This window comes from Porphyromonas bennonis DSM 23058 = JCM 16335 (genome assembly GCF_000375645.1).
Lineage (GTDB): Bacteria > Bacteroidota > Bacteroidia > Bacteroidales > Porphyromonadaceae > Porphyromonas_A > Porphyromonas_A bennonis.
The window spans coordinates 1-23,197 of sequence record NZ_AQWR01000010.1 but is presented as its reverse complement, the minus strand read 5'-3'; the positions used below and the strand labels follow the sequence as shown (position 1 = coordinate 23,197).

Below are 23,197 nucleotides of genomic sequence, written 5' to 3'. Positions count from 1 at the left end.
GGTCACTCGTGAAATAACGCTCGGCAAAGGACACCCGAGAGGGGGTGCATCGGTCCTTACTCTTTGCGATGAGCTCAAATGCGTCACCCCGACCGGATCGGTCGGTCGGGAGGTAGGGCTGTGGTCAATTATTGGTACCTTTGCACACTATTGGCGTAGGGAAGTGTTGCTATGCCGTAACAGAACTGACGATCAGCATGTTTGATATCGACGATATAGAGCTCGAGGAGGACGACGACACTCCGCAGAGACCGCAAATGATGCCTATGATACTGCCTGAGTACGATGAGAGACTGGACTTCGAGGAGGACATTCAGGAGCTGCCGGATGTGCTGCCTCTCCTGCCGATGCGCACAGACCAGCTCTTCCCCTACGTGGCGATGCCGCTCATCGTCGGGCGGGATAAGTCCAAGCGCATCCTCGACTACCTCTCCACGGCGGACAATAAGCATATCCTCGTAGCGACGCAGAAGGACCCAACCATCGAGGAGCCGACTCGCGAGGACCTGATCGACTACGGCATCATCGCTGAGGTGATGCATGTGGCCGATATGGGTGATGGGATGCTTACCGTGGTGATGCAGGGCAAGGTCCGCGTGCGTCTGGGCGACTTCGTAAGCGTCAGCCCCTTCGTCAAGGCCTCCTACACCCTCAGCCCGGAGGAGGAGCCGGACGAGAGCGACATGGAGTATCGCGCCCTCGCCATGACGATCAAGGAGGTGATGATCCAGCTCCTGATCTTCAAGGGCGACGTGCCCAAGCCCTTCATCGCATCGGCTCACCGACTGCAAGACCCGACGGTGATCATCAACTTCAGCGCCAGCAATTTCCCCGAGGAGCAGGAGCAGAAGATCTTACTCCTCCTCACCTCGGACATGAAGCAGCGCGGCTTCCTCCTCCTCCCGCTCCTCAATCAGATGGCGGAGCTGCAGACCCTGCGGCAGAAGATCCGCCTCCAGACGCGGAGCGAGATGGACAAGCAGCAGAGGGACTACTTCCTCCAGCAGCAGATGCAGCAGATCCGCAAGGAGCTCTCCGACGACGACGAGGATCAGATCACGACGATGCTCGCCAAGGGGGCAAAGAAAAAGTGGCCCTCCGAGGTGGGCGAGGCCTTCCGCAAGGAGGTCGCCAAGCTGCGGCACATGAGCACACAGAGCCCGGACTACAGCGTCCAGCTGCAGTACTGCCAGACGATCCTCGACCTGCCGTGGGATAAGGTGACGAAGGATAACTTCAATATCCAGACCGCCCAGCGCATCCTCGACAAGGACCACTTCGGTCTCGAGAAGGTCAAGGAGCGCATCCTCGAGCACCTCTCTGTGCTGAAGCTCAAGGGCAACCTCCATGCACCGATCCTCTGCCTCTACGGCCCCCCCGGAGTGGGCAAGACCTCCCTCGGTAAGAGCATCGCCCGCGCTCTCGGGCGGAAGTATGTCCGGATCTCCCTCGGCGGCATGCACGATGAGGCGGAGATCCGCGGTCACCGACGCACCTATATCGGAGCGATGCCGGGACGGATCATCAAGGGTTTCCTCAAGGCCGGCTCGGGCAATCCCGTCTTCGTCCTCGACGAGGTGGATAAGCTAGCCAACGACTACAAGGGCGACCCCTCCAGTGCCCTCCTCGAGGTGCTCGACCCCGAGCAGAATAATACCTTCCACGACAATTACCTCGACCTCGACTACGACCTCAGCCGGGCGCTCTTCATCGCCACGGCAAATAACGTCGGAGACATCCCCGGCCCCCTGCGGGACCGTATGGAGATGATCGAGGTGAGCGGCTATATCCCGGAGGAGAAGGTAGAGATCGCCAAGCGCCACCTGATCCCCAATTCGCTCGACCAGATCGGGCTGAGGAAGGGTGACGTGAAGCTCTCCAAGCGGACCATTGACCGCCTGATCGAGGACTATACCCTCGAGAGCGGTGTGCGTCAGCTCGACAAGCGCATCCGTGAGCTCCTCCGCAAGCTCGCCAAGCAGGCGATGGAGCATGCTGAGAGCCCTGAGGCTCAGGCACGGGAGATCCCCGAGACCCGTACTGATGCGGAGGGGAAGGAGATCCGTCTCACGAAGGAGGACCAGATGCGCGAGCGGGCGCGCACCTTCTTCCCCGTCACCGTCTCCCCCTCTGATCTCCCCGAGCTCCTCGGCCCCGAGAAGCACAAGCCGGAGAAGTATGAGGGCAATAGGTACGCCGGCGTCGTCACCGGCCTTGCCTGGACCAGCGTCGGCGGCGTGATCCTCCTCGTGGAGAGTGCCGCCATCCCCTCACGCCAGGGGAGGCTCAGCATGACCGGCAACCTCGGTGACGTGATGAAGGAGAGCGCCACCCTCGCCCTCGAGTATGTCAAGAGCCACGCCGACCTGTACGGCATCGATGCGGACCTCTTCGACTACTGGGACCTCCACATCCACGTGCCGGAGGGCGCCATCCCCAAGGACGGTCCCTCCGCCGGCATCACCATCGTCACCTCACTCATCTCCACGCTCACGCAGCGCCAGGTCAAGCCCCACATCGCCATGACAGGCGAGATCACGCTGCGGGGTAAGGTGCTCCCAGTGGGAGGGATCAAGGAGAAAATCCTCGCCGCCAAGCGCGCCGGCATCAAGACGCTGATCCTCTGCGAGGAGAATAAGAAGGACATCGACGAGATCAAGGCGGAGTACCTCGAGGACCTCACCTTCGTCTACGTCCGCGACATCAGCGAGGTGATCGATGCCGCCCTCTCCGATAAGCAGGTGGACCACCCGGTCGACCTGATGAAGCGCGTCACCGAGGCGCGCGAGCGGCAGCGCAAGATGATGGAGCTAAAGTCTCCTGTCGACACTCCCTCGGAAAAGATCTGACACCACCCAATCAAGCCATCAAGACCTATGTCACTCAAGTGCGGTATCATCGGGCTGCCCAATGTCGGCAAGTCCACTCTCTTCAATTCCCTCTCAAATGCCAAGGCGCAGTCGGCCAACTTTCCCTTCTGCACCATTGAGCCAAACCTCGGCACGATCACCGTGCCGGATAAGCGGCTCAATGCCCTCGCCGAGATCGTCGACCCGGAGCGCATCGTCCCGACGACGGTGGAGATCGTAGACATCGCCGGTCTCGTGCGCGGTGCCAGCAAGGGCGAGGGGCTGGGGAACCAATTCCTCGCCAATATCCGTGAGACCGACGCGATCATCCACGTGCTTCGCTGCTTTGAGGACCCCAATATCGTACACGTCGATGGGACGATCGACCCGGTGAGGGACAAGGAGGTGGTGGACACCGAGCTGCAGCTCAAGGACCTCGAGACGATCGAGGGTCGGTGGAAGAAGGCGGAGCATACCGCCTCCGGTGGTGACCCGCACGCCAAGGCGATGCTGAGTGTCCTCAAGCAGGTCAAGCCGATCCTCGAGGCGGGGAAAAATGCCCGCACCCTCGACATCGACCCCGAGAGTGAGGAGGGGAAGTGCTTCCGTGAGCTCTTCCTACTCACCGCCAAGCCGGTCCTCTACGTCTGCAACGTCACCGACGACGATGCCGTGAGTGGCAACGCTTTCGTCGACGCCGTCCGTGAGGCGGTGAAGGACGAGGAGGCGCAAGTGATGGTGATGGCGGCTCAGATGGAGGCGGACATCGCCGAGCTGGACACCTACGAGGAGCGACAGGAGTTCCTCGAGGCGGCAGGGCTCTCGGATAGCGGCGTCTCGCGTCTGATCCGCACCGCCTATGCGCTGCTGGGTCTGGAGACCTACTTTACGGAGGGGAAGAAGGAGGTTCGCGCCTGGACCTACCCGAGGGGAAGCAAGGCCCCGCAGGCGGCGGGCGTGATCCACTCCGACTTCGAGCGCGGATTCATCTGCGCCGAGGTGATCAAGTACGACGACTTCATTGCCCTCCGGAGCGAGCAGGCGGTCAAGGAGGCCGGCAAGCTCAATATCGAGGGGAAGGACTACGTCGTGCAGGATGGGGACATCATGAACTTCCGCTTCAACGTCTGACCGCCTCACGATAGCCCTATGGAACGGATCGGCTACTACTTCGTCGTGCCGCTGCTGCTCGCCATCGTCTATCTCGGTGGCACGATCAGCGGGCGGAGCCGGCACAGCCGCACCCTGTACCAGTGGATGTGCGAGTTTTTCTTACTCCTAACGGCAGTCTATCTCGCGCCCAGAGAAGTGGTGCCGGTGTGGCTCTCCCTCGGGGCGCTCGTCGGAGCCCTCGCAGTAGGCCTACTGCTCCGCCGGGCCATCGGGCGTGATCGCCTGCTCCCTGATCGGACGTTTATCAGGAAGCAGTACCCGATCCTCTTCTATCCCCTCTACATCCTGCTGGGACTGCTCATCGGAATAGGTCGCACGAGCCGGCTCTCACCCGTTGCGCTCCGTACGATCCTGATCACTGCGCCGATGCTCTGCGTCATCGTGGAGCGGATCTCCTACCACCTCCACAAGGGGCACCGCCCCGCTGACGAGGAGCGACTATAACCCCGCCCTTTCAATCACCTCCACCCCTGCTGCCGACCTCCCGGACAGCAGGGAAAACTAATACCGGTAATAGTGATCACTAATACCGGTATTAGTCGACACTAATATCGGTATTAGATAAGTCTAATATCGGTAATGGAGACTGCGGATCTTTCTAGTCTGATAATCAGTATTTTGAGAACCCTCGCTTTTTGTGCCTTTATTAGGGACTATGAGTCAGACGGTTTGTAAGGCTTTGTCCCCTTCCACTCGCCTCGATCCGGGGAGCCGCAGGGGTGACGCATTTGAGTGGTACAGAAACCATTCAACTCATTGTAAAGAGTGGTGAACGAAGCACCCCGGCAGGGGTGCCCGCTTTTTAGCCCCGGGTCAAGGGGCGTAGCCCCGACGACCCGGGGGCAGGCATTGCAAGCGATCCCGCGACCCCGCTAGGGTGTCGCACTGATTGACTGACAGGTATGTGCGACACCCTGGCGGGGTCGTATAACTTCAATGCGTCGTCGTTTCCCGGGGTCTTCGGCACTTCGTGCCTCGACACGCGGGCTATGGAGCGAAGATCCCTCCGGGGCTTCGCCCCTGCGGGATCGGCAGGCGGGATTGCACAGCGACAGGGATTATCACTTCTTATCAGTAGAGCTCAAATGCGTCAGCCCCGGGGCGCCGGAGCAGCTGAGGGGAAGAGTGGTAAAAAGGGTACCTTTGTGGCGAAAAAAGTGAGGACAATGACTGCTGCATACCATACGGTGACGCTTGAGAACGGTCTGCGCTGCGCCCTGCTCCCGGTACGGAGTCGAGTGGTGTGGTGTGGATTTGGGATCCACTCCGGCAGCCGGGATGATCCCGAGGGGCTGCCGGGGCTGGCTCACTTCGTCGAGCACACCCTCTTCAAGGGGACGACCCATCGCCGTGCCGATCACATCCGCAATCGGATGGAGGTGGTGGGCGGCTCCATCGATGCCTATACGACCAAGGATGAGACCGTCGTCTATACAGTCGGTCCGAGAGGGGAGCTGACTCGTGCCATGGAGCTCCTCGGGGATCTGGTCCGCCACAGCACCTTCCCTGAGCGGGAGCTTGAGCCGGAGCGGGGAGTGGTTCGCGACGAGATCAATCTCTACCGGGACACCCCGTCGGATCGGATCTTCGACGAGTGGGACGAGCGCTTCTTCCGGGACCGGACCCTCGCCCATCCCATCCTCGGTGACACCCGGAGTCTCGACCGGATGAGTCGGGAGGATCTGCTGAGCTATACGGAGCGCACGTTTCGCCCTGATCGGCTGCTCTTCTTCGTGATGGGACAGGTGACCCCACAGCGCTTCGAGGAGCTCTGTAAGCGGTACCTCTCGGAGCCCTTCTCCTCCCGAGTCCAGTCCTCACCCAGACCGGAGCTGCAGCTCCCCATAGCCCTGACCGACCAGTCGCCCCATATCGTCCACAGCCGAACCCACCAGGCGCATACGCTCCTCGGCGGTCTCGGTGTGACCTACAACGATCCTGACCGGGCGGCTCAGAACCTCCTCCTCCAGCTCCTGGCGGGCGATGGGATGAATACCCGGCTCAATGTCGAACTGAGGGAGCAACGCGGCTGGGTCTACAATGTCGAGGCCTCCGTCACCTGCTTCCCCGATGTGGGCTGGTGGCAGATCTACTTCGGCAGCGACGATGATCACGCCGACGAGGCACTCGGTATCGTGCTCGAGGAGGTGGATCGCCTGATGCAGGAGCCCCTGTCGGAGCAGAGCCTCCGGGCGTGGAAGAAGCAGACCAAGGGGCTCGCCCTTGTCTTCTCTGAGCAGTCGGAGTCGACCTTCCTCTCCTTCGGTCGTCAGATGCTCCTCCGCGGGCGGTATGAGGCGCTGGAGGAGTACTTTGCCCGGATCGATGCAGTCACGACGGAGAGCCTGATGGAGACCGCCCGCAGCCTCTTTGCACACCCCTTTACACTCATATATAATGGTAAGAAATAAGCTATCGCTCCTCCTCTCTCTCCTGAGTCTGATCCTGATGTCCGCCTCGTGTGGCGGGGAGAAGGAGGGCAGTCGTGAGTCTGCCGCCGAGGGAGAGACTCGGACGGTGGTGGAGACGCCCTTCTCGGCCGACTCTGCCTACGCCTATGTAGCTCGCCAGGTCGCCTTTGGTCCCCGTGTCCCGGGGAGCGAGGCGCATAAGCAGTGCGCGGCCTTCCTCTCGGAGGAGTTGCGTCGGCATGGTCTCGATGTGGTCGAGCAGCCGATGACGCTGACCGCCTACGACGGCACTCGGCTTGAGTGCGTCAATGTCATCGGTCAGTATCGACCTGAGGCGAAGGAGCGAGTCCTCCTCTTTGCCCACTGGGACACCCGCCCGTATGCCGATGCGGAAAGCGATCCTGCCAAGTGGCACACCCCGATCGACGGAGCCAATGACGGCGGATCCGGGGTGGGGGTGCTGCTGGAGATCGCCAGACTGCTGCAGTCGGAGGGACTCCGGGACGGTCTGGGAGTGGACATCATCCTCTTCGATGCTGAGGACTACGGCGTACCACAGTTTGCCGAGTACGACGGTGACACTGAGTCGACCTGGGGCATGGGAGCGCAGTACTGGGCCAAGAATCCCCACACACCTGACTATCGGGCAGACCTGGGTATCCTGCTCGATATGGTCGGGGGCGAGGGGGCAGCCTTCTACCGCGAGTACTTCTCGCAGGAGAGTGCCGGTCGCGCCGTGACGGAGGTGTGGCAGACGGCCCAAGACCTGGGGTATGGCAGTTACTTCCACAACGCTGTCGGTGGTGGGCTGGTGGACGACCACGTCTTCGTGATCCGTCACCGCCGCATCCCCTGCCTCGACATTGTCGACTATGATCCGGCGCGCCCGACAGGTTTCCCCGCCACCTGGCACACCCTCGACGATACTATGGAGCACATCAGTCGCGAGACGCTGCAGGCGGTAGGCTCCACGGTCTGGACCGTGCTGATGAAAAAGTGAATGAGTAGAAAGAGAGAAATGACTATCAACGAGATACAAGACGAGATCATCGAGGACTTTGAGCTCACCGATGACTGGATGGAGCGCTACGAGATGATCATCGAGATGGGGAATGACCTTCCTCCCTTCCCTGACGAGGAGAAGACTCCCGAGCATATCATCGAGGGGTGTCAGAGCCGCGTCTGGGTAGTGGGACACCCTCAGCCGGATGGGACGATCCACTACGAGGCGGACTCCGATGCAATCATCGTCAAGGGGATCATCGCCCTCCTCCTTCGCGTCGTCGACCGACAGCCGGCACAGGAGGTGGCAGAGGCTGATTTCTATTTCATCGACAAGATCGGGCTGAAGGAGAATCTCTCCCCCACGAGATCCAATGGCGTCCTCTCCATGATCCGTGACATCAAGCTCATCGCCGCTGCCTCACTCGTCAAGTAGGAGATGAAGATCATAGCCGAAGCCTCCATCCCCTACCTCAGAGGGGTGCTGGAGGAGCTGGGAGAGGTCCACTATCTCCCCAATCCTGAGATCACTCCGGAGGCGGTACGCGATGCCGACTGGCTCATCGTCCGGAGCATCACGAAGTGCAGCCGGGAACTCCTCGAGGGCTCTTCCGTCAAGCTCATCACCTCCGCCACGATCGGCATAGACCACATCGATACCGACTTCTGCGAGGAGGCGGGGATCACTTGGTACAATGCCCCCGGCTGTAACGCTCAGTCGGTCGGTCAGTATGTCGGCTGCTCGCTTGCCCGCTGCTGCAGCGAGAAGGGCGGCAGCCTCGTCGGCAAGACCTACGGCATCGTAGGTGCCGGTCATACCGGCATGGCGGCGGCGCACTACGCCAAGGTACTCGGTATGGAGGTGCTGCTCAATGATCCCCCGCGAGCCGACGAGGAGGGTAGGGGGAAGTTTGTCTCCCTCCAGACGCTCGCAGAGGAGTGCGACTACATTGATCTGCACGTCCCGCTTACCTACGATGGCGACTACCCCACCTACCACTTGGTAGACAGTGCTTTCGTCAAGAGCCTTAGGCGGATGCCGGTCCTGATCAACGCCTGTCGCGGAGCGGTCACAGACACCTCTGCCCTCCTGATGGGGCTGCGGGATCGCCGGCTCTCCAATGTCATCATCGACTGCTGGGAGGGAGAGCCACATCCCTCGCCGGAGCTGGTGGAGGCGGCCTGGCAGGCGACGCCGCACATTGCCGGCTTCAGTGCGGACGGCAAGGCAAATGGCGCCCGCACCTGCCTCCTCTGGGGGCTTCGCTTCTTTGGTCTCACCTCGAGCCGTATCGACGAGATCCGCCCCGAGGCGCCGGCAAATCCCCTCATTGACCTCAATGACTTCGAGGAGGGTAAGCGTGTCTGGGGCGCGTTGCTCCGCACCTTTAACCCCACTCGAGTAGACGAAGCGTTCCGTCGGAGGTACGACACCGACTTCGAGGCGATGCGGAGCGGGTACCGCTTCCCGCGCGAACCAACAGCCTACGTGGTCACCAACTATCGTCCCGAGGAGGGACAGATCCTCTCAGCCCTTGGCTTCGCCCTCCGCCCGTGAGCGTCCTTGGCTTCCGTTGGGTCTGTTTGCATTCTATAAGAATTGGATGTGTCCACAACTCACAGAAATAAGGTAACTTTGCCCGAAGTGACCGGACTCCCTCTTGCCCATAGTGCGCAGGGGAGGGTCGCTCCGATGATATACAGCAGATAACTCAAGTCACAGGACCCATGTCTATACGTAGCCGTAAGCCGGTCTGGCCGGTCTCAGCTCTTCTCTTGCTCGCAGTGCTCCTCTACTCCTGTAATCAGGGTGCGGGAGACTATGTCCGGCCGATCTATACCGACTATACGGTGCCGGGTCAGGTGGTCCTCTCCTTCCCTAAGGTCGACGGTAAGCAGCTCCCGACGACACGCTTCAGTATCGACCATATCAATCACAGGATCTATAACACCACTCCTCTGCCCTATGGCTCAGAGCTAGACTCAGCCTACCTCCAGCTGGTGCTGAGCAACCAGCTCAAGGTCAGCGTCCGCAACGTCGACTCCGGTAAGACGGTGCTCTGGGATCATCAGGGTAGCGATACGACGCTGATCAGTTTCAAGGGCGGACGGATGGAGCTGACGATCCAGACGGATAAGAAAAAGGACAATCAGTCGGTCACCTACGACTTCCGCGTGCTCACCTACGGGTATGACCCCAATAAGCTCGTATGGACCGATATGTCCAATGGTCTCCCGATCCCGACCGAGGAGACCCGCACGGTCGTACTACCCGGCGAGAAACGCTATCTCCTGAGCCGGCTCGGCGAGGAGACCTCTCTCCTCGAGATCTCGACCCTCGACCCGCTCGTGATCCGTCCTGTCTCAGAGGCACAACTGCCGAAGGGTCTGAGACCCTACACGGCATACACTTCGTCCAAGGGCGATACCTGGGTGCTTGATGGGGCGGGGCATCTCTTTTCCTCACTTGATCTGGTCAAGTGGGAGTCTCGTACGCCCGCCGGCGTTACCGTGACGCAGATCCTTAGTGTCAGGACCGGTGCGGTCTACCTGGTGGGTACAGAGGATAGCAAGAGCTACTTGATCTATCGGCTCGATAAGCAGAGTAACGTCGCTACCCAGGTCGAGTCGGTGAGGGAGACCTTCCCGATCCGAGACAGCTATGTCCACGAGTACGAGATTGCCTCGACGCCTCACATGCTCCTCTTCGGTGGCACACTGGCCTCCGGTCGTCCCATCACCACCGGCTTCTTCTCCTCTGACCTGGTGGAGTGGGGTGCTCTGCCCTCCAATGTCGTCTACCCCTCCGAGGGAGCGCTCTACGTCACTACGACCGACCGGGAGACGCTTTACCGGATCGGCGGGGTCTATGAGAAGGGACGCCAGTCGACCATCTTCAAGAGCAGCGACAATGGGGTTACCTGGACTCAGATGGAGACCGAGAAGGCACCCGGTAAGGACTTCCTCCCGATATCCCATGCAGGCGGGTACTACTACGAGTCGCCCACAGGGGAGAGCCTCTTCATCTTCGGCGGTCGTGTGGGACACGATGGTGAGTCGACGCGTCGTGTTTGGCGCGGGACGATCGACCGCTCCGCCGGCATCATCAACGATTTTACCCGGAAGTAAGCCCTACGTATGTCCTCTCCCGCAGATACGCTCCTCGCTCAGCTCGACCCTGACCGCATCCCGACCCATACCGCCATCATCATGGATGGTAATGGTCGCTGGGCATGCGGGCGCGGACTGGAGCGACGAGAGGGACATCGTGCCGGCGTGCAGACCGTCAGTCGCATCGTCCGTGCCGCTGCCCGGTGCGGGATACGCTACCTGACGCTCTACACCTTCTCCACAGAGAATTGGCGCCGCCCGAGAGCCGAAGTGGATGCGCTGATGACCCTGCTGGTTCGCTCTGCGGTAGAGGAGCTCACTACGCTGGAGGAGAATAACGTCCGGCTGCGTACCATCGGCGACCTCGAAGGACTGCCCGACGAGCCGAGGGAGGCACTTGAGGGGCTGGTAGAGAGTACAAAGTCAAATACCGGCATCTCCCTCGTCCTGGCGGTCAATTACTCCTCCCGCTCCGAGCTGACAAGAGCCTTCAATAGGCTAAGGAGTGAGCAGGGCGACACCGCTGAGCCGATCACCGACTGCGACATCACCGCTCATCTCGATCTGCCTGACCTTCCCGACCCCGATCTTCTGATCCGTACCGGGGGAGAGTGTCGGATCAGCAACTACCTCCTCTGGCAGCTCGCCTATACGGAGCTCTACTTCTGTGATCTCTACTGGCCCGACTTCGAGGCTGAAGACCTTTATCGTGCCCTCCTCGACTACCAGTCCCGTCAGAGACGCTTCGGTCGCACCGGCGATCAGGTGGCTGACGGCGATGAGAGCACTACTGACCACTCCTGACGATCTCCAGCCCCGCTATATATCCCCCTTGGAAGAAACTTCATCCTAACGCATGAATATCCTACCCTCACCGCTTCGTCGCCTATCCCTTATGACCAGAAGCCTATATACTACATCGCCTCGGCTCTTCGCCCTCCTCGCCGCTCTCCTTATCAGTGGCGCTGCGATGGCTCAGTCGGAGCGCACGGTCGCCTCATCGGACAGTCTGACAGCCCTGCCGGATGTCTCCTACACCCGTCCCGTCTCGAGAGTGATCGCCGGACTGAGGGTGGTTGGCAATGAGAGCTACGAGGATGTGGTGGTACGCAATGTCTCCGGTCTTCGTCTGGGACAGCGGGTCACCGTGCCGGGTGAGGAGATCAGCCAGGCGGTGCGCAACTACCTCCGCAACGGACTCTTCTCCAATGTCCGCATCGATGCTGACAAGATGGAGGGCGACTCGGTCTGGCTCTCGATCCATATCACAGAGCGCCCGAGGCTGACCCGATTTGAGCTCAATGGGGTAAAGAAGAGCGAGGAGAAGGATCTCCGTGGCGGCCGTCTCCAGCCTCTCGCTCAGGGGACCTTTATCACGCCCAATATCCTCGACCGGTCCGAGATCGAGATCAAGCGATTTTACGACGCTAAGGGATTTAGCAACGTACAGGTACGCACCTCCGTCCTTGAGGACAATTCCCGTCCCGGCTATGTGGTGGTGATCTTTGACGTCAATAAGAATGCGAAGACGAAGATTTCGACCATCAACTTCATCGGCAACGAGATGCTGAGCGACAACGCCCTGAGGCGTGCCATGAAGAAGACGAATGAGGTCTTCAACCTCTCCAAGCGCCCCTGGAGCAGTATCCTTGAGATCTTCGGTACGAAGAAGTTCGTGGAAAAGGAGTACAAGGAGGACCTGAAGAATATCCTTAAGGCCTATCACGCCAAGGGCTACCGCGACGCAGAGATCCTGCGGGACACGATCTACAAGGCGGACGACGGGAAGAAGATCAATATCGACATCGAGGTCTACGAGGGACCGAAGTACTACATCAAGGCGATCAACTTCGTCGGCAACACCAAGTACCCGACCCTCCAGCTCCAGCAGGTCCTCGGCATGCGCCCCGGCGATGTCTACAATCAGAAGATGCTCATGGAGCGCATCTCTCAGGATGAGGATGCGGTCTCCAACCTCTACTCCAATAACGGCTACCTCTTTGCCTACATGGTCCCCGTGGAGACCGAGGTGAAGGGGGACTCAGTTGCCCTCGACATCCGCATCCACGAGGGCAAGCCGGCGACGATCAATAAGGTGGCGATCCGAGGAAACTCGCAGATCTACGACGAGGTGGTTCGCCGCGAGCTCTACACAAAGCCGGGCATGCTCTTCAATCGCGACTACGTCATGCGCTCCATGCGTATGATCGCCCAGATGGGCCACTTCGACCAAGAGAAGATCGTCCCCAATATTGTCCCCCACGAGGAGAGCGGTACCGTGGACATCGAGTGGCAGCTGACGCCGAAGTCCAATGATCAGGTCCAGCTCTCTATGGGATGGAGCCAGACCGGCCTTCTGCTGATGGCGGGACTGAAGTTTACCAATTTCTCCCTCCGCAACCTGCTTGACCGCTCGACCTACCACAACTTCCTCCCCCGCGGCGATGGACAGACGCTCTCGCTCAATGTCCAGACCAATGCTCGCTACTACCAGAGCTACGGTATCAGCTTTATGGATCCGTGGTTTGGTCGTAAGCGCCCCAATATGTTTAGCGTCTCCGTCTCCTACTCCCGTCAGACGGACATCAACCGCCGATTCTACTCCGGTCAGCAGCAGAGTCTGATGAATAGCTACGGCGGCTATGGTTACGGCTATCCCGGTTACGGCTACGGTGGCTATGGCTATGGCTATCCCGGCTACGGCTATGGCGGTTACGGTATGGGCGGTTATGGCATGGGCGGCTACGGCTACGGTATGGGCGGCTATGGTATGGGGTACTACAATCAGTACTACCGCGAGGCGATGACCAACCTCTACGAGCGTGCACTCGACCCGGACAAGACCCTCGACATGCTCCGCTTCAATATCGGCTACGGTAAGCGACTCACCTGGCCGGACGACAACTGGCAGGTCTCCCTCGGGCTGACCTACAATATGTACCGGATGCACAACTGGGGCGCCTACTACTACAACTTCGGTATGGAGAATGGTGTCGCCAATGACATCAATCTCTCGCTCAATCTCGCCCGCTCTTCGATCGACAACCCGATCTACACCCGCCGAGGCTCTAGCTTCTCCATCGAGGCGCAGTCGACCCTGCCGTACTCCCTCTGGGATGGCGTCGACTACTCCGACCCGAAGCTCCCCGATGCCGACCGCTACCGCTTCATCGAGTACTATAAGGTAAAGGGGAAGGCTCAGCTCTTCATCCCCCTCATGGACCCGATCAATACCAAGCGCACGCCGGTCCTGATGGCTAGTGCGGAGTCAGGTACGATCGGCTCCTTCAACTCCTACAAACGCTCACCCTTCGGTACCTACTACATGGGTGGTGACGGCATGTCCTCCTACTACGGCTACCTCAATGAGATGATCGGCCTCCGTGGCTACCGCAACGGCTCCATCTCCGGTGCCAGCGGACGCGGTGCCTATGTCTACTCCAAGGTCTTCATGGAGCTCCGGTATCCGGTGATCTTTGAGAATCAGGCGACGATCTGGGTACTCGGCTTCGCTGAGGCAGGTAACGCCTGGGAGTACCAGAAGGACTTCAACCCCTTCCAGCTTAAACGATCTGCCGGCCTGGGCGTCAGAATAATGCTACCACAGCTTGGTCTGATGGGTATCGACTGGGGCTACGGATTTGATGCCCCGGACGGATCTGCCCAGATCGGTGGCAGCAACGTCCACTTCGTCCTCGGTCAGCAGTTCTGATCAACGGACGTCAGTTACTACCTAACTAAGACAATAAACGATATGAAAGAGATAAGAAAAACGGCTCTCCTCACGCTCCTTGCCCTCGTGGCATCGATCGGGATGACGCTCCCCTCTCAGGCGCAGGACTACATCACCTATGCTCTGGTGGACATGCAGTACATCCTCACCAATATCCCTCAGTACAAGGAGGCAACGGAGCAGCTGCAGGAGACCGCCAAGGGCTACACCGCTGAGGTGAAGAAGCTCCAGGATCAGGCCGGCACCCTCTATGCCGACTACCGCAAGCAGATGGGCTTCCTCTCCGCCGACCAGCGCGCCTCTCGCGAGAAGCAGATCGTCGAGGTGGAGAATCGTGCCGCCGAGCTGCAGCAGAAGTACTTCGGTCCCAAGGGCGAGATGGCAAAGCTCCAGGAGCAGCGCATCAAGCCGATCCAGGACAAGGTTTACGAGGCGATCAAGCTCTACAGCCGCAAGTATGGCGTCTATATGGTCCTCGACCGCGCCTCCGGCATGGGCACCATCGTCTACGCCGACCCCGCCGCTGATATCAGCAACGACATCCTCAAGATCCTTGGCATCTCTGTGAAATAACGTACCTTTGTGCGTTTCATGACCCTGAATATAAATCAATAACGTAAGATACATTTCCATGAAAAGAACGTTTCTCATCCTCTGTGCTGCAATGCTCTTCCCCATCTTTGCCGGTGCGCAGAGCCACAAGATCGGTATCGTAGACTCTCAGAAGGTGCTCAGCGAGATGCCTGAGATGAAGTCCATGCAGTCCGAGCTCGACAACCTCGCCAAGAAGTACGAGGACACTCTCGTGCAGCTGCAGAAGGAGTTTCAGACCAAGTACCAGGACTTCGTCAAGGAGCAGGAGACTATGGTCGAGTCCATCAAGAGTCGTAAGCAGCAGGAGCTGGAGGATCTCTCCAAGCGTATCCAGGACCTCAATAACGTGGCCCAGCAGGATATGCAGAAGAAGCAGGTAGAGCTCTTCGCCCCCATCCAGACTAAACTCCGTGAGGCGATCAATAAGGTGGGCAATGATGGTGGCTTTACCTACATCATGGACTCCAGCCAGATGCTCTACGTCGGCACCGGTAGCGAGGATGTTACTTCTCTCGTGAAGTCCAAGCTCGGTCTCTGATCACATCTGACCTAGCTCATCATACAGCACCCCCGTCGGACGAAAGCCCGGCGGGGGTGCTTTTTTTTGCTCGCAGTTTCGCTCTCCCCCATAGGAGCAGCGCCCGGATCCTACTGTCGTCTGACGCCGTCCCTTAGCCTTACCTTACCCTCCCAAGGTGTCAACCTATTTCAGGGTAAGAGAGTGCTCAAGTCACGCATGGATTCTTAGTGACTATAAGCCTCGAGTGAGGTCATTTTTTATGATTGTAGAGTCCCTTCTGGGAGAGATAGGATATAAGTAGGTCGATCCGATCCGTCTGTATACAATTGATATGGTGTCTCACAAACCAATCGTAGATGGATCTGTCTACAAATGCGCGGTCATCCGAGTGTCCCCCACAATATACATCGCGTAGAGAATTCATCCATACAATCAGATCTCTGTCCACCAGAGGAGAGAAGTCTATGAGCTGACTCTCGTCGGATCCCAATACAAACTCAAAGCCTACAACCAAATCCTCGCACGAGAGAAACTCCTCTACCATCTTAGTCGCCTTGTCTCGCCCAAGGGTCTGTAGGTTGATGATCGGCATAAAGCATATGTGATCCATGTAGGTCCCGTACTTTCGCTTATACTCCTCGAGTGTCGTCGTACCCTTAAAGATAACCTGGTCAAGCATACCATACTTCTTTACCAGTGGATAGATGAGATCAATGTAGTCAAAACCCTTGTCGACGTTGAGCAATACTCTGTCTTTACAAAGTACTAAGACCTCCTCCAGGGTGGGTACTCTAAGCGACGTGGAGAGTCCCAGTCCATCCTTGAGGAAATGACCCCGGATCTGCTCATAGGTGAGCTCAGAGACCCTCCCTTTGCCGGTAGTCGTGCGATCAATGGTCTTATCGTGCATCAGCACGAGGATACTGTCTTTGGTGAGGGATACATCTATCTCTATCACATCGGCTCCCGCATCTGCGGCACACTTGACCGACCATAGTGAGTTTTCCGGAGCATGTCTCCAGTCTCCTCTATGGCTAACAACCATAACTTTATTACGGGGAAATGAGCGGACTTCTATCCCTCCCCTTGCAGTGTCCCATGAAGGGCCCGGCAATACTCTCTGTGATACCTGCCCCCATATCGTGGTTAAAGATAGTGTGGATACCGCAAGCGGAATCAATAACTTGGCTAACCTCATAATGTATCAGTATCCATCGTTTTGATACATCCTTACAGGATCAATCTTGACCTCATCGTAGGGTATTGGATAGAGGATATCCTTAAGACCAAAATTATTGAGGTCAGAGATCCCATAGTCGTCCTGGCTCTTGGCGTGCATATAGTCGACCAACTCCTGATGGCTGAAGAAGCGAAGAAGATCGTACCACCTCTGGCACTCAAATGCCAGCTCCACTCTTCGCTCGTGGAGGATGGCAGACTTAAGTGTGGGACACAGCACCCTGTAGCCGTGTGTGAGTATGCTCTTCTCGTACGATGGGAGCCCGGCACGCTGACGCACCATATCGAGGTACTTGATGGACTGAGCGCTGTCGCCGAGGTAGTACTCGACCTCAGAGAGCAACAGTGCCACGTCGGCGTATCTCATAAGGATCCAGTCATTACCACCATATCCAAGACTCCCCGCAGACTCACTGGTATCTCTAAATTTGCTGATAAAGTAGGTCTTTGTGGAGACGTTTGGAGAGTCCTGCACCGACCACTCTCTGCGTAGGTCTCCAGGCTCATATTCTTTCACCAGATCAGGATTGACAAAGCGTCCATCCCCCTTGGACTTATATAGAGAGAGCAGATGGGAGCCTGCCGGCTGATTATTTCGTGCCACTGAGGAGTGATAGTCCTTGTCTCCCTGAATGTAGGGAATCTCGAAGATAATCTCACCACACCCATCCTGAGTGTCGACTCTAAAGACGTCACTGTATCCTATCTGGGACAGGCTGTCGAATGGCTTCATCCCCCAGCTCAGGAGTAAGTATTTCTTTGCCTCCTGAAGATCTGCAAGAGTCGTCTCCAAGTCCTCGTCCGTATACATAGTGAGGTAGACCTTACCCAGGAGGGCAGAGACAGCAGCCTTGGAGGCTTTACCCTGCTCACTGATCGATGGGAAGTCGCTGAGCGGACCCTCTAGGGACTGCTTCAGATCTGATACTATCTGCTCATAGATCTCCTGCTTCCCCACTCGAGAGGTCCTCTCGTCTACCTGATCAGTGGACTTGAGGAATCGCGTAACTAAGGGTAGGTCCCCCCATTTCCTGACAGCCTCAAAGTAGACGAGAGCTCTAAGGAAGAGTGCTTCGGATCTGTACTTCTCCTTCAAGTTAGGATCTGAGAAGTCTACTTCCTCCAGTCCCTGGAGGACGAAATTAGCTCTATTAATTGCGACCTGATGAGCGACCCAGTGATTTCTTAGGTAGGGATTGCTCGGAAGTAAGGTGAAGTTTGTGAACTGGAAGGGGTCACCCGATGCAGACTGATTGTCGAGACGACCCATATTATCCGACCGCTCCTCAGTACGATCCAGATTACTCTCTCCGAGCAGATACCCAGATCGGAGGGACTGGTATACACCATTCAGGGCCCTTGATACATCATTTTCGTTGCTGAAGTACTCGTCAGTGAGGACTCTATTGGGATCCTTTTGGTCGAGAAAGTCAGAGCAACCTGCACCGATAAGCAATATAATAGATGAGAAAACCAGTCCTATGGTGGTGTGAAGTAATGATTTCATGGCTGAGCTATTGTGACAATTCATTGATTAGAACTTAAGATGGACGCCGAAATTGATGCTTGTCGCCAGTGGATACTTCCCATAGTCGACACCAGGTGTGAGATTTGATCCGTTATTATAGTCTACTTCAGGGTTGTATCCTTTGTACTTAGTGATAGTAAACGGATTGTCCACAGATGCATGGAGCCGTATCCCCTTCAGAGTGTTGCCTGTCCAGACCGACACTTTAGGTACATTGTATCCGATGGATATGTTGGTGCATCTTAGGAAGGACCCATCTTGCAGGTAGAAGGTTGAGAGCCTCGTGCTATTGCTCTGGGTGCCTCCTCTCGAGGCCTTGTACACCTGTCCGTTACCCGGTTGGCTCTCGGAGCGGTATCTCTGCGTTGCTTCCTTATATTGATTGCCTGATCCCTCCATATTGAAGATGTAGTAGTCTTGACCATCAAGCACTTTGTTACCGTACGAACCATTGAACGAAGCGGTCAGGTCAATGTCCTTGTATCTGGCATGCAGTCCGAAGCCGTAAGTGAAGAGCGGGTGGGGAGAGCCGATGATGGTCTTGTCCTCATCACTTACCACTCCATCGCCATTGATATCCTCAAAGTACAGGTCACCAGGCTGAAGCTTCACACTCTGAGAGAGTGACCTTGCAGGTCCCTTCAGTACGTAGCCTGCTGGGAATGACTGAGTCTTTTGGTCATAGTGCTTATCGTCTTCGACGATATTTGGCATATCGGACTCACGGACCATTCCGAGGACCTTGTGTCCATAAAACATCCCGATCGGGTGTCCCTCCGAGGTGATATGAGTCTTGTAGGATCGCTCGGCACCATTGGTTATAATGGTGCTGGCGCCACCGAGGTCGAGGACCTTGTTCCTGTTGAGTGAGATATTTCCGGTAAGTGTGAGATCATAGTCTTTGGCTGCCAGGGCTCTATAGTCGACCTGGAGGTCAAGTCCTCTGTTTCTGATCTTTGAGTCTCTGAGATTAGTGAGCAAGCTCATACCCGAGGATCCTGATATAGCAGAGATGGTCTGATTGAATAGCAGGTCCATTGTCTCGCTATTGTAGAGATTGAGCCCCATGCTGAGTCTTCCCTCTAGGACGGAAAGGTCCATGCCGACGTTGTACTGGGAGGTAGACTCCCAGCCCAGATACTCGTCCTTCATCGCTTCGGGATATAGGGCCGACTCTATTTTATCAGTCCCAAAGACGGTGCCTCGCGGGCTACTCATCACACGGGCAAAGTTATAGTTGCCGATGTCATTATTACCACTTCGTCCCCAGCTGGCGCGCAACTTCATCCTCGAGGCGTCACCAAGTGCACTCTTGTAGAAGTCCTCCTCCGATACGCTCCATGCCAGAGAGATAGAGGGGAAGAGACCCCATCTGTTCTTGGGACCAAATCTGGAGGAAGCATCCCCTCTCATGGTGAGTGTGAGGTAGTATCTATTGAGGTAATTATAATTTAGCCTCGTGAAGAAGGAGAGCATAGTCGCAATGGTCTTCCTTGTCTGCCCAGTGAGTGTGAGGTCGGCAGGATCAGCACCATGTGCTGTTATTTCCTTGATATGATCATCTTCAAATCCACTTGCATTATTCTCGATCCTGTCCATAGCATTATACTGAGCAGATATACCGAGGACACCACTTAGATTATGTATGTCTGCAAAGGAGTGGCTGTAATTGGCAGTAAGCTCCGCCAGATAATCCTCTATGCCAGTAGTCTTGGCGAGCGCATAAGCAGCCGACTTGGCACTGTCCGAATAGGGAGGATTTTTGCCGGATGAGAGACTTGTCGGGCTGTAAAACACGTACTTAGAGCTGACATTATAGTGTCCGAGATTAGCCTTAAGGAATAGGTCCTCTGACAGGTTCAGCTTCGCAAAGAGATTGTAGGTATTCCTCTTCTGCTTACGTGATATCTCTGTCTCGGTAGCCAGTGCGACAGGATTCTCAATAGCCTGAAATCCATACTTCGCATCCATACCTGCCATAAGATACTTAGCAAGAGTGCCGTCCTCGTTTCTTGCCGGAAAGATCGGTGCGTATACTAGTGCGCCGAGTATAGGTCCTTGATGAAATCGCCCCTCTCTTACCTCGCTATTATTCGTCGAGGTGAGGGCAATATTTGCGCCGATGGAGAAGTTGTCAGTGAGGCTGACATCGATGTTGTTTCTGAGATTAAGTCTCTTCTGTCCTGTCGTAACTATGATACCCTGATTGTCGAGATATGCTATGCTTAAATTGTACTTGACTCTGTCACTTCCTCCTGATATGGCAAAGGTGTGTCTATGCGTAGGAGCGTTGGTACGATAGAGCTCGTCCTGCCAGTCGGTATTGTACTTGGGCTTCTTTATTTCCTGACTCTGGAAGTCATAGAGGTCTTCTGGGATGTATATGCCGGATACTTTCTTCCCGAGCCTCTTCGTTCGTTGATTGTTGTCGTCAGCGAAGTATGAGTCATCCCAGTCCTTTCCTCCGCTGATCATCAGATTCCTGTAATTATTGTTTCGCCCATCCACTACGAGCTCTGCAAATTCTTCTGCATTGAGCAAATCCACCTTGTGGTGCAGTCTGGAAAGACTGAGTTGGTAATCATAGCTTATCTGGGTCTGTCCTGCTTTTCCTCTCTTCGTAGTGATAAGGACTACGCCACCTGCAGCTCTGGATCCATAGATGGCAGCAGATGCCGCATCCTTAAGTATCTCTATGGACTCGATGTCGCTGGGGTTGATGAAGAGATCGGCATTGGCGGGATACCCGTCGATCACATAGAGAGGATCGGAGCTAGCGTTGATGGAGGAGGTCCCTCTCACCCTGATTTTAGTGCCTACATAAGGCGCACCACTCACCTGTGAGATCTGTACGCCGGGGACCTTGCCGACCATAGCCTGACCTACAGAGGGGACGCTGGCAGTCAGCTCGTCCGCTCTGATGCTGGCAACGGCACCTGTGACATCTTTCTTTCGCATAGTCTGGTAGCCAACGACGACCAATTCCTCTAGTCCTATAGCATCCTCAGTGAGCTTGACGCGGAGGTCTCGCTGCGATCCGGGGACGACTTTTTTTGTCGTATAGCCGACAAAGGCGATCTCAAGAGTGTGAGCGGGGTCGGAGATACGGAGCGAAAACTTTCCGTCAATATCAGTAACGGTACCGTTGGATGTAGTCAGCTCATGGATCCTAGCTCCTATGATCGGGACATCGTTGTCATCGATCACGACACCGGTGATGACTACGGGATCCTGTGCCCACATGGTGATTGAGAAGGTCGATAGTAACAGTGCCAAGCAAAGGGCTCTGAAGCAGTTGATTCGGCTATTCATAGCTCTGTTAGTGTGTAGGAATAATATGTGACTATTAGGCATCAAGTGGATCTGTGATGTTGATCTGAAGACTGCACTCCAGGGGGAGTAGCTCGGCAAAGTTTTTCCCTAACCTCCGTACATATTTGCAAGGCTGGAGGCCCATCTCCCTTTCGCATCTCTCCTGAAACGCCGGACTCATTACGGCATTGATATGAGACTCTGAAGAGCTGACGATGAATGGTTTATCCATGGGAAATCCTCGGCGGTACATGATGCGTACAGTATTTCTGATGTTAGACGTGGTGTGACGAGCATGTGGCTCTATGATGATCCTGTCGCTTGGTATTCCACATTCCTTGACTAAGTACTTCTTCATACCGTATGCTTCTACGCTTTGTGTTTTGTAGGGGTATACTTTCCCCCCGGAAACAATGATGAAGGGTGCAGCACCGGACTTGAATTTCTCGGCAGCTGTTCGTAGTCGAATCTTTCCCCCGGGATTGAGAGGAAAGCGATAGTTGTCTGGTCCGAAGCCAAGGACTAGGAGCGCTGAGTACTCATACTTGCTCCACTCAGTAGTAGGGATCAAACGGTAGGCACGCTGATTTTCCCCCTCTCCCAGAGGCTCATAGACTGAGGGCTCGTCTCTGTCATTGAGATCCAGGAAGAGCTCTGCAGCGTATAGTGGGAGTGTATAGTAGAGCTTACTCTGCCTTCCTATCTGGAGGAGCAAGTCTTTGCTCTCTCTGAGGAGCATACGGTGTGTCTTGCCGCCCTGTTGCCAGCTGATAGAGTCTATGTTGTATCTAGGCTTATCTCCTGCACCATAGACTCGGATGATCTGATTTAGGGCATCGATGTCTTGAGACAGGGCTGCCCTAAGGATCTCCTCATCGGATGAGAGTCCTGTATGTGTATAGTAGCAGCCGGAGCCGATCACGTCCCTCTCGAGGAGTGCTCTGAGCTGTCGGGATCCGCGTAGTAAGTGGGTCATCCGGTCACCGATCATGACCGACTCTGTTTCTGTCAGTAAGAGAGACTTCGCAATGTTTCGAGGGTCATCTCCAGACTGCTCCAGTCTCCTGTATACCTGCTCTGCGATCCGCCTTAGTTCGGTATCCTGACTGATTTCTTGCTTTACTTCGTCCGAGCCATCCATAACCATTGTGAAGTAACTGATCTTAGAGATTGGTCGATCCGGACTTATCAGCTCGTACCCTACTTCTGGTCTTCGGTACTGAGCGAAGAGATTGGTCGTTGATACGACGATGCACAGAATTAGTAGGGAGATTTTTGAATCCAAGAGTCTCATGCGAGTTAGTTTGTAAGAATATTTTTAATTTCCGGTGCAAATGTAGCATCGACCTGTTTCGTGACTGTGACGATAACCTCTCGTTTTGATGACAATGACCACTCATTCGCACTTTGAGGTGCTGGGATCGGCAGGGCTGACGATTTTGGATTTGCCCAAGATCTCCCCAGACTAAAGAACGACGATCCCGCAACCCCAAACTAAACCCGGTATTAGTCATCACTATTACCGGGTTTAGTGATGACTAATATCGGGTTTAGAATTCACCGAGCTCTACCTGCCAGCCTCCAGCCCGGCACGACACACCCCACGCATTTGAGCGTTACAGGAGCCACTCCACTCACTGTGAAGAGTGGTGAACGATGCACCCCGACAGGGGTGCCCGCTTTTTAGACCCGGGTCGAGGGGGCGTAGCCCCGACGACCCGGGGG

Annotated in this window: 16 protein-coding genes; 12 read left to right on the top strand and 4 right to left on the bottom strand. The window is 56.3% G+C overall.

All coding sequences use genetic code 11. From position 1 onward, the window contains the following. The first annotated feature begins 197 nt into the window (after positions 1-197). The 12 genes from lon (at position 198) to B088_RS02920 (ending at position 15,411) form a co-directional block, all read left to right on the top strand. On the top strand, positions 198-2,849 hold the full coding sequence (gene lon / locus B088_RS02975; protein ID WP_018106922.1) for an endopeptidase La: 2,652 nt from the start codon (positions 198-200) through the stop codon (positions 2,847-2,849). Positions 2,850-2,876: 27 nt separating this feature from the next. Next, entirely contained in the window at positions 2,877-3,980 is a 1,104-nt protein-coding gene (gene ychF, locus B088_RS02970) for a redox-regulated ATPase YchF (protein WP_018106921.1), read from the top strand. 18 nt (positions 3,981-3,998) lie between these two features. Then, a complete protein-coding gene (locus tag B088_RS02965; RefSeq protein WP_018106920.1) occupies positions 3,999-4,466 on the top strand; it encodes a hypothetical protein in 468 nt (155 codons plus the stop codon). Between the two features lie 641 nt (positions 4,467-5,107). Continuing rightward, positions 5,108-6,433, top strand: a complete 1,326-nt coding sequence (locus B088_RS02960; RefSeq protein ID WP_245546718.1) for a M16 family metallopeptidase — start codon at positions 5,108-5,110, stop codon at positions 6,431-6,433. Beyond that, complete coding sequence (locus B088_RS02955) at positions 6,420-7,433, top strand: M28 family peptidase (RefSeq protein WP_018106918.1); 1,014 nt, start codon at positions 6,420-6,422, stop codon at positions 7,431-7,433. Before B088_RS02960 ends, B088_RS02955 begins: the two co-directional genes overlap by 14 nt. An 18-nt stretch (positions 7,434-7,451) precedes the next feature. Next, positions 7,452-7,871 carry a SufE family protein gene (locus B088_RS02950; RefSeq protein ID WP_018106917.1) on the top strand — a complete coding sequence of 140 codons (420 nt, stop codon included), beginning with the start codon at positions 7,452-7,454 and terminating at the stop codon, positions 7,869-7,871. A 3-nt stretch (positions 7,872-7,874) separates the two neighbouring features. Further along, a complete protein-coding gene (locus B088_RS02945) occupies positions 7,875-8,993 on the top strand; it encodes an NAD(P)-dependent oxidoreductase (RefSeq protein WP_018106916.1) in 1,119 nt (372 codons plus the stop codon). 170 nt (positions 8,994-9,163) lie between these two features. Continuing rightward, the gene (locus tag B088_RS02940; protein WP_018106915.1) at positions 9,164-10,564 is read left to right on the top strand and encodes a DUF6242 domain-containing protein; all 1,401 of its coding nucleotides are present in this window, start codon (positions 9,164-9,166) and stop codon (positions 10,562-10,564) included. Between the two features lie 9 nt (positions 10,565-10,573). Continuing rightward, positions 10,574-11,350 (top strand): polyprenyl diphosphate synthase, encoded by a 777-nt coding sequence (gene uppS, locus B088_RS02935; RefSeq protein ID WP_018106914.1) that lies wholly within the window; start codon positions 10,574-10,576, stop codon positions 11,348-11,350. A 91-nt stretch (positions 11,351-11,441) separates the two neighbouring features. After that, positions 11,442-14,258, top strand: coding sequence for a BamA/OMP85 family outer membrane protein (locus tag B088_RS02930; protein ID WP_025081663.1), 2,817 nt, complete (start codon positions 11,442-11,444; stop codon positions 14,256-14,258). Positions 14,259-14,300: 42 nt separating this feature from the next. Then, a complete protein-coding gene (locus B088_RS02925) occupies positions 14,301-14,852 on the top strand; it encodes an OmpH/Skp family outer membrane protein (protein ID WP_018106912.1) in 552 nt (183 codons plus the stop codon). Between the two features lie 58 nt (positions 14,853-14,910). Next, complete coding sequence (locus B088_RS02920; RefSeq protein ID WP_025081661.1) at positions 14,911-15,411, top strand: OmpH/Skp family outer membrane protein; 501 nt, start codon at positions 14,911-14,913, stop codon at positions 15,409-15,411. A 232-nt stretch (positions 15,412-15,643) separates the two neighbouring features. On the opposite strand, the gene B088_RS02915 is transcribed toward B088_RS02920, so the two are convergent. The 4 genes from B088_RS02915 to B088_RS02900 form a co-directional block, all read right to left on the bottom strand. Further along, entirely contained in the window at positions 15,644-16,438 is a 795-nt protein-coding gene (locus B088_RS02915) for a glycerophosphodiester phosphodiesterase family protein (protein ID WP_018106910.1), read from the bottom strand. Positions 16,439-16,597: 159 nt separating this feature from the next. Beyond that, the gene (locus tag B088_RS02910) at positions 16,598-18,139 is read right to left on the bottom strand and encodes a RagB/SusD family nutrient uptake outer membrane protein (RefSeq protein WP_050560116.1); all 1,542 of its coding nucleotides are present in this window, start codon (positions 18,137-18,139) and stop codon (positions 16,598-16,600) included. 27 nt (positions 18,140-18,166) lie between these two features. Further along, on the bottom strand, positions 18,167-21,472 hold the full coding sequence (locus B088_RS02905; RefSeq protein WP_155802268.1) for a SusC/RagA family TonB-linked outer membrane protein: 3,306 nt from the start codon (positions 21,470-21,472) through the stop codon (positions 18,167-18,169). 34 nt (positions 21,473-21,506) lie between these two features. Further along, positions 21,507-22,613, bottom strand: coding sequence for a YdcF family protein (locus B088_RS02900; protein ID WP_162137991.1), 1,107 nt, complete (start codon positions 22,611-22,613; stop codon positions 21,507-21,509). Positions 22,614-23,197 lie beyond the last annotated feature (584 nt).

Excerpts from the sequence above, each read along its gene's own strand:
- B088_RS02955 (WP_018106918.1), top strand. The coding sequence starts at position 6,420 with ATGGTAAGAAATAAGCTATCGCTCCTCCTCTCTCTCCTGAGTCTGATC.
- B088_RS02920 (WP_025081661.1), top strand. The coding sequence starts at position 14,911 with ATGAAAAGAACGTTTCTCATCCTCTGTGCTGCAATGCTCTTCCCCATC.
- B088_RS02905 (WP_155802268.1), bottom strand. The coding sequence starts at position 21,472 with ATGAATAGCCGAATCAACTGCTTCAGAGCCCTTTGCTTGGCACTGTTA.
- B088_RS02945 (WP_018106916.1), top strand. The coding sequence starts at position 7,875 with ATGAAGATCATAGCCGAAGCCTCCATCCCCTACCTCAGAGGGGTGCTG.
- B088_RS02950 (WP_018106917.1), top strand. The coding sequence starts at position 7,452 with ATGACTATCAACGAGATACAAGACGAGATCATCGAGGACTTTGAGCTC.
- lon (WP_018106922.1), top strand. The coding sequence starts at position 198 with ATGTTTGATATCGACGATATAGAGCTCGAGGAGGACGACGACACTCCG.
- uppS (WP_018106914.1), top strand. The coding sequence starts at position 10,574 with ATGTCCTCTCCCGCAGATACGCTCCTCGCTCAGCTCGACCCTGACCGC.
- B088_RS02965 (WP_018106920.1), top strand. The coding sequence starts at position 3,999 with ATGGAACGGATCGGCTACTACTTCGTCGTGCCGCTGCTGCTCGCCATC.
- B088_RS02910 (WP_050560116.1), bottom strand. The coding sequence starts at position 18,139 with ATGAAATCATTACTTCACACCACCATAGGACTGGTTTTCTCATCTATT.
- B088_RS02900 (WP_162137991.1), bottom strand. The coding sequence starts at position 22,613 with ATGGATGGCTCGGACGAAGTAAAGCAAGAAATCAGTCAGGATACCGAA.
- B088_RS02915 (WP_018106910.1), bottom strand. The coding sequence starts at position 16,438 with ATGGTTGTTAGCCATAGAGGAGACTGGAGACATGCTCCGGAAAACTCA.
- B088_RS02940 (WP_018106915.1), top strand. The coding sequence starts at position 9,164 with ATGTCTATACGTAGCCGTAAGCCGGTCTGGCCGGTCTCAGCTCTTCTC.
- B088_RS02925 (WP_018106912.1), top strand. The coding sequence starts at position 14,301 with ATGAAAGAGATAAGAAAAACGGCTCTCCTCACGCTCCTTGCCCTCGTG.
- B088_RS02930 (WP_025081663.1), top strand. The coding sequence starts at position 11,442 with ATGACCAGAAGCCTATATACTACATCGCCTCGGCTCTTCGCCCTCCTC.
- ychF (WP_018106921.1), top strand. The coding sequence starts at position 2,877 with ATGTCACTCAAGTGCGGTATCATCGGGCTGCCCAATGTCGGCAAGTCC.
- B088_RS02960 (WP_245546718.1), top strand. The coding sequence starts at position 5,108 with ATGCGTCAGCCCCGGGGCGCCGGAGCAGCTGAGGGGAAGAGTGGTAAA.